General features: G+C 45.4%; 8 protein-coding genes and 1 pseudogene. 2 read left to right on the top strand and 7 right to left on the bottom strand.

Annotated elements, in window-relative coordinates:
- Positions 1 to 340 precede the first annotated feature (340 nt).
- The 7 genes and pseudogenes from AC3A14_RS07305 to clpS form a co-directional block, all read right to left on the bottom strand.
- The gene (locus AC3A14_RS07305) at positions 341 to 1,216 is read right to left on the bottom strand and encodes a DNA-formamidopyrimidine glycosylase (RefSeq protein WP_318732850.1); all 876 of its coding nucleotides are present in this window, start codon (positions 1,214 to 1,216) and stop codon (positions 341 to 343) included.
- A gap of 38 nt (positions 1,217 to 1,254) precedes the next feature.
- Positions 1,255 to 1,461, bottom strand: a complete 207-nt coding sequence (locus AC3A14_RS07300; RefSeq protein ID WP_271940587.1) for a photosystem I reaction center subunit IV — start codon at positions 1,459 to 1,461, stop codon at positions 1,255 to 1,257.
- Positions 1,462 to 1,558: 97 nt separating this feature from the next.
- A pseudogene (locus tag AC3A14_RS07295) lies at positions 1,559 to 2,152 on the bottom strand (DUF6391 domain-containing protein).
- A gap of 234 nt (positions 2,153 to 2,386) precedes the next feature.
- On the bottom strand, positions 2,387 to 3,466 hold the full coding sequence (locus AC3A14_RS07290; protein WP_318701554.1) for a coiled-coil domain-containing protein: 1,080 nt from the start codon (positions 3,464 to 3,466) through the stop codon (positions 2,387 to 2,389).
- Between the two features lie 33 nt (positions 3,467 to 3,499).
- Positions 3,500 to 4,480, bottom strand: a complete 981-nt coding sequence (locus AC3A14_RS07285) for a coiled-coil domain-containing protein (protein ID WP_318732851.1) — start codon at positions 4,478 to 4,480, stop codon at positions 3,500 to 3,502.
- Between the two features lie 148 nt (positions 4,481 to 4,628).
- Entirely contained in the window at positions 4,629 to 4,892 is a 264-nt protein-coding gene (locus tag AC3A14_RS07280; protein WP_413039106.1) for a DUF2103 domain-containing protein, read from the bottom strand.
- Positions 4,893 to 4,983: 91 nt separating this feature from the next.
- Entirely contained in the window at positions 4,984 to 5,310 is a 327-nt protein-coding gene (clpS, locus tag AC3A14_RS07275; protein ID WP_318701560.1) for an ATP-dependent Clp protease adapter ClpS, read from the bottom strand.
- Between the two features lie 164 nt (positions 5,311 to 5,474).
- Between clpS and AC3A14_RS07270 the strand changes: the two genes are divergently transcribed.
- The gene (locus AC3A14_RS07270; protein WP_271940571.1) at positions 5,475 to 5,717 is read left to right on the top strand and encodes a hypothetical protein; all 243 of its coding nucleotides are present in this window, start codon (positions 5,475 to 5,477) and stop codon (positions 5,715 to 5,717) included.
- A gap of 17 nt (positions 5,718 to 5,734) precedes the next feature.
- A complete protein-coding gene (locus AC3A14_RS07265) occupies positions 5,735 to 6,319 on the top strand; it encodes a hypothetical protein (RefSeq protein WP_318732853.1) in 585 nt (194 codons plus the stop codon).
- Positions 6,320 to 6,370: the final 51 nt, after the last annotated feature.

The raw sequence follows: 6,370 nt of genomic DNA, 5'->3' as shown, positions 1-6,370 counted from the left end.
CGCAATGACTGATCTCAATGAGACTGTACTCCGTTACAGCGCAAAGCGCTGTATTATTGGACGGCGAGTGTTTGCCTTTTAGTTACAAGAGAATAATCAATATCAAGACTGCAATCAATCTCAGGCTTTATCCGGTTTACCCATAGATCTTCTCGAACAAGCTCTGGGACGTTTACAAGAAGCCAGTAATGGAGAAGTTGCGTCTTGGTTTTCTGAGCAAATTCAATCTCTACAGATTGGCGAGCCTGAATGAGCGATCGACTGTGCTTAAACTATATTTTTTAAACTATATTTTTAATGGGTAAAGTCATCGCAGTTGTTCGAGTTTGCAGGTCAAGTTTTAATTTTTAATGGATTGGCATTGGGGACAAAAATGACTCGATCGCCCCCCCAACTTCACCCGCTCGATCGCTGTGTTACAACGACGACATGGCTGTCCCCTGCGACCATAGACCCACGCCACCCCAGCATAATTGCCATTGACTCCTTGCACATTCAGAAAATGGCTAAACGTTGTCCCCCCCTCTTGCAAGCTATCTTCCAGCACTTGAACCACCGCCCTCTTTAAGCTCTCCCATTGGGAAACCGACAGATCGCAACAGCGCATTTCCGGATGCACCCCACAGAGAAACAACGCCTCATCCGCATAAATATTACCCAGTCCAGCAATAAAACTCTGATCCAGAAGAGCCGTTTTAATCGGTCGTTTTCGACGCTCTAAGGTGCGGCGCAAATATTCCACCGAAAACTCCTCAGAAAGCGGCTCTGGCCCCAATTTCCCCAATCCCGTGATAATCTTCTCTGGAGCCACATCAGGCGGAACCCACCAAACCCGACCAAACCGCCGCTGATCGACAAAACGCAACTCTTTCTGGGATCTAAACTCCAATCTTACCCTCGTATGTTTCGCCAGAGGTTCCCCAGGAGCAACCCATAACAACTGTCCCGTCATCCGCAAATGTACCCCCAACCATCCAGCAGAGTTTCTTTCCTCGATCAGCTCTGCTAATAAATATTTGCCGCGACGGTGCCATTGTCTAATCTTCGCTCCTTGCAACGCCTGCAAAAACCGATCCACAGAAGGAGGGTGGGCAATGCTGTGACTCCAACCTGACGGCCGGCGATCGCACAACACTTCCCCACCCTCAATCTCCTGCTCTAGCGTCAGTTGATTGAGTCCTTTCCGAACCGTCTCAACCTCTGGTAGTTCAGGCACAACTCTTGCTCATCCCAATAAGCTTTGCCACAAAACGATTAAACTTCTTCAAGTTCGCTTTCTGCAAAGTTATTGGTATTGACTCCAGAAGCGCTACCGCTGAAACCGGTATAGTTGACTTTGTCAAAGCGAACAATAACGGGGTATTTGATCCCGCTTTTGTCTACACTTGCTACCGTACCAACGTCGTTGTACCAATAGGACTCTTTGCGTTTAATACGGACTTTAGAACCACGCTTAACCATGATGACTGTTTCCTTTGAGTATTTGTTAACGGGCATTGTCTCTCAGGGTACTACTCAACGGTTCTCATCTGCACGCTTAGTTTTTTAAGTTTTGTTACTAATCCTGCCATCGGACGCGCACAAAATGGGCGGGTTTACCCCACATATCTTGACTCTCCTCAATTCTGACAATTTCCAGGTTAAAGGGAATAGCTGTAGTCACGTAGCGTTGAGCAATCGGCCCTAAATCAGGGGCCAACTGGGAAGCACTCATGGCAGCAACTCCCACCCCCAGCAATTATCCGAGGGGATCTTTGGGCATCAGCCAATTCACACCCAGGGTAAAACCAGCCGTGAGTAGCAACGCGACAGAAAGATTGGTTCCGCATCGAGGATGAACCGCTAGGTTCCATTCTCCGCTGGTAATACGGTTTAGAGCGCTATAAACGGCTTGCTGTAAGGTTTGAGGGTTAACGCTACCATACAGGTAAAATCCCTGTTCTGTAGACATGCCACCCAACAGTTCGCCCCTGCGATCGAACTCGGTCAAAACCCAGACAGTTGCATGTTCTAAGGCATGAACTTGGCGCACCATTAAGAATTCTTTGACACCAGGCAAAAAGCCCAATTGTTCTAGGATTTCTCGATCTTGAGTGGCTTGAGGCACAAAGTCAAAAGAAGAGGCTGTTTGTGTCATGGTTACCGGTTGCATAGATGAGATCTATTTAGAATGGTAGCGCGTTGGGCTAGAGGGAGGAGGCGATCGCCTCAGCCATTCCCCATTCCCCATTCCCTATTCCCTATTCCCTATTCCCTAGCGCGAAGCGCAAAGCGCTATATCGTGTGAAATCAAAAAATTGGGAATTGCTTTGCATCCACCCGCAATTGTGCAATTCCCAAACTACTCCCAAATCTGTAATCGTGAGGGCAAACACCCCCATCAAACTTATTTCCCTTTCATTTGTTTCGCTTGTTCCAGGGCAATTTCTTTGAGCGCCTCAGAAGATTTAACATTTGAGGCTCCTTCAATAGCTTTGACGGCTAAATCTTGTACCTGTTTCAAGGCGGAATCCAATTGTTGGGAGAGATTTTGAATCCGGTTTTCTTGATTCTGAATGGTTTCGGATAAGCCTTGTAAGCGCAACTCATAGATTTTCTTCTGGCTTTCCATTTCTTGAGTGCGAAGATCGGCTTTGATTTTGACTTGATAGTGACCAATATTGCGACCGTTTTCCTTACCGCGTTTGGTGTTCTCTTGTAATTCTTCTGGAAAGGCTTCTACTTTAGCTTTCGCTTCAGTATAGGCTTTTTCCCGTTCGGCGATCGCCTTCTCTCGCTCTTGCCAGGTTTGCTCTTGGGTTTCCCGCAACTCCAAAAGCTCTTGCTCTAGCTGCTCTCGCGTTTGCTGATAGGTTTCTGTATTCAACTTGCGTTGGAGTTGCAAATTATAGTCATAGGTTTGTCCATCCCGGTCTTGGTGCGTCTGACTGGCGCGATCGCGCTCTTGAATCTCCCGTTGATGGGTTTGGCGTGCTTTGTCCCAAGCTTTTTGGGCTTCCGCTAAACTTTGCTCTAGGGTTTCTCGCTGCTCTTCCCATTCGAGTTCAAAGGTTTTTGCCTGGGTTTGATATTGTTCAATTAATTCGTCTAAGGTGGTTTCAGCCACTTCTAAATCATGTAACTGTTGCAATTGTTCTTGTTCTAAATGTACCTGTTCCTCAACCTCTTCGAGTTCACTTGCTTCTTTTAAAAGTTGATCGGAAAGCTCATTTAAGGCTCCGCCAAAGGTGGCTTGAATTTGTTCTAAATCTTGCAAGACTTTTTTCATAGGTTCTGTCACTCGGTGTACTGAGTTCTGGGCGCTGGGATGTTCAATCACGGGAGTCGGTTTTACCAAAGGTTGTGCTTGTTTTGGCTCGGCGGTTTGGGCAATTTTGTTTTCTAGATCTTTTTTCTCTTGCAGTAATTCTTGATAAGAGGCAAGAATTTCTGATTTTGTATTGCGACTTGTCGGTTTTTTAGCCATGGTTAAAATTCATCAATCGTGGGGACATAGAAATTAATTATTACTGCCGGAACTGGAAAAGGCTCGCATCGCCAGTTCTTTAGCTTGATTAACGGCAGCTTGTAGTTGTTCGGAAAGAGCGGTGATTTGTTCAGTTTGCCGTTCAATGGTTGTTTCTAGGGATTGAACTTGCAATTCGTATCCCTGTTGAATACCTGTCCATTCTTTTTCTAAAAGATCGGACTTGACTTTGCCTTCACGGTTGGCATCTTGAATGGCTTCTTCTTTAGCTGTAGTGTAAGCTTGTTTGAGTTCTTCTTCGTAACCGGCAATTTTTTGACAAGATTCGGTGTATTCTGCTTCTTGATCGTTGAGGACTTTTTCGCGCTGTTGCCAGTCTTTATCGAGTTGTTGTTGACGCTGACGAAGTTCGTGTTCGAGTTGCCGTTTGCGCTCTTCATAGTCATCTGATTCCATTTGGCGCAAGCGCTCTAATTCATATTGAAAATCGGTTTCTTCATGCTGGCGATCGCGGTTAATCTGTTCAGTTTTTTCCGAGAGAACACCCTCATATTCTTGTTGCTCTTTTGACCAGAATTTACGCACTGATTCCTGTTGCTTTTGTAAGGCTTCTTGCTGACTGGTAATTTGAGCCTCGAATGTATTCAGTTTGGCATTATGTTCTTGAGTCAAAAGATGCAGAGCATCGGCAACAATACGGACATTTTTGAGATCTTGTAATTGTTCCTGTTTAACGGCGATCACTTGATTGATTTCCTTGAGCTTATCGGTTTCTGTGGATAACTTCTCGGTTAACTGCTCAATGGTATTGCCTAAATCTAAGTGGAGAGTGGCGAGTCCCGTAATCAGGCGATCGCGGCTATAACTCGAAACCTTAGCCAACACCTGCTGATTCTGTTCCCGCTGCGCCTCTTGTTCCTTCGTTTCTACCCGCGCATTGGGGGATTTTCTCTCATTGACAATCTTCTCAAACGCTTGCATTAACTGACTTTTACTCGATGGTGTAGGGGTCATTACCTCTGGCCTCACAGACTTGATAATTTCATCAACACCATCACTATAACCAGGATTGAATTTTAAGTCAACCCTTTTTTAATAGACCTGGGGACACTGGGAATGGCTCGATCCCATGGAATGCAACCTTATGGCTCAGAACAGGTTCCTATAAGATTGTGGCGATCGCCTCCTCCAGGTCTGCTTGAGATAAAGTCGTTACAATAAACACCTCTTGCACCGTCTTCCCTTGGCGCGCAATCAGCTTAAACCCTCCCCGAATAGGAACCGAAACCTTCAACTTCATATGGGGCATATGGCTTTTTACCCGACCAATGACCCCTGGCGTAATCGTAGAAATGCCTTCATAGGTCGTCAACTTCTCCAAAATGGGAATCAACCCCTCCAAATGAGTTGAATGATTCCACACCAAGCGACCCGATGCTTCAGTAGACTTTGATGGAGCCTCAGAGCATTCTGACTTCTTTTTCTTCTTCTTGCCCACGCTCGCTGCTCCCCACCCCTTAAGCCTTTTCCAGGGGAGCCATCGTTAAACCCGCCCGACTTAACTGTTGATGATACAGTTCAGCCGCCTCTTGGGGGCCAACCCAAACCGTGGCTTGTCCCTCATAGTGAACTTGATTGGTTAATTCCCAAGCCAGATCGGTTGTCATGCCAGGAATATACTTCACCAGGCAATCATGAACATGCTGGAACGTATTGAAATCATCATTAAGGACAATGACTTTGTAATTCGGATAAGGCTTACGGATAACTTGGCCCGACTTTTCAGGGGCCTGGGTAGGAGCGGCTGCCATATTGCGAATCGGAGGCGAAAGTACCGGATGCATAAACCCTAATTTGCCAACTGATCGACAAAAGAGATCAAAATTTCTTGCACTATTTTATTATAGCAATTATAGGGTATCCAGGGCAAGAGTTGTAGAAGTAAATCCGACGATCCCTTCTCTTGTCCACCCTAACCCCTAACTCTTCCCTATTCCTATTCTCTCACATGAAACCCTCCTCCTTTTTAATCAGTTTATTGGTCGTGATGACCGTTATTTTAGGCCTACTCTCATTGCCCAGTTTCGGACAGTCCGATCCACCCGAACCCCTTAATCGAGATATCCGTCCTAGTGAGGTACAAATATTGTCTCAAGAACTGCGTCTGCTCGATCAACAAGTCCGTCAGCTAGAATCCAAGGTACGATCTTTAGACTCGAAGGTGCGGTCTTTAGAATTTTCCATCCGTTAAAATTCTGATTTGCGATTATGAATACGCCCAGCCACGCCATTTTAAACTTGACTGCTTTGGGAAAATCGAATTTCCCAGAGTACAATCTTTTAATCCTGTTATCTGGAATTGTGCCAGATGTGCCAATTTTCCTATTTTACGGTTGGGCAAAACTGATCCAAAAGCTCCCTGAAGCTACCATTTGGTCAGAAGCTTATTATGCTCAAGGGTGGCAAACAGCGATCGCCCTTTTCCATTCGATCCCCTTAGCAGTAATTCTTCTTCTCATCGGCTATTGGCTCAATTGGCAACCCTTAGAAATCTTTGCTCTCGGTTTAATCGGTCATTCTCTCCTCGATTTACCCGTCCATCATGACGATGCCCATCGTCATTTCTTCCCCTTCAGCAATTATCGCTTCATTAGTCCTTTCTCCTATTGGAATCCTGCCCATTATGGAGTTTGGGTTTCGGCTCTAGAAATACTTTTAGTGATGGGAGGAACCGTGTATTGCTGGTCTTTTGTCCAATCGTGGCTCGGTAAAATCCTGATGGTTTTAGTCAATAGTGCTTATGTGATTTTGTGGTTTCTATTTTATTTTCGGTTAATCATTTTCTCGTACTAGGGTATCGTAAAAAATATAAAATTTTGTTGTCAAAAATACAAAACTGTGCAT

It is taken from the genome of Roseofilum sp., assembly GCF_982964205.1.
The sequence above is the reverse complement of the archived record's forward strand: the minus strand, read 5'-3'. Positions and strand labels throughout refer to the sequence as shown.

Coding starts and splice junctions, on each gene's coding strand:
- AC3A14_RS07300 (WP_271940587.1), bottom strand. CDS start 1,461: ATGGTTAAGCGTGGTTCTAAAGTCCGTATTAAACGCAAAGAGTCCTAT.
- AC3A14_RS07290 (WP_318701554.1), bottom strand. CDS start 3,466: ATGGCTAAAAAACCGACAAGTCGCAATACAAAATCAGAAATTCTTGCC.
- AC3A14_RS07285 (WP_318732851.1), bottom strand. CDS start 4,480: ATGACCCCTACACCATCGAGTAAAAGTCAGTTAATGCAAGCGTTTGAG.
- clpS (WP_318701560.1), bottom strand. CDS start 5,310: ATGCATCCGGTACTTTCGCCTCCGATTCGCAATATGGCAGCCGCTCCT.
- AC3A14_RS07270 (WP_271940571.1), top strand. CDS start 5,475: ATGAAACCCTCCTCCTTTTTAATCAGTTTATTGGTCGTGATGACCGTT.
- AC3A14_RS07265 (WP_318732853.1), top strand. CDS start 5,735: ATGAATACGCCCAGCCACGCCATTTTAAACTTGACTGCTTTGGGAAAA.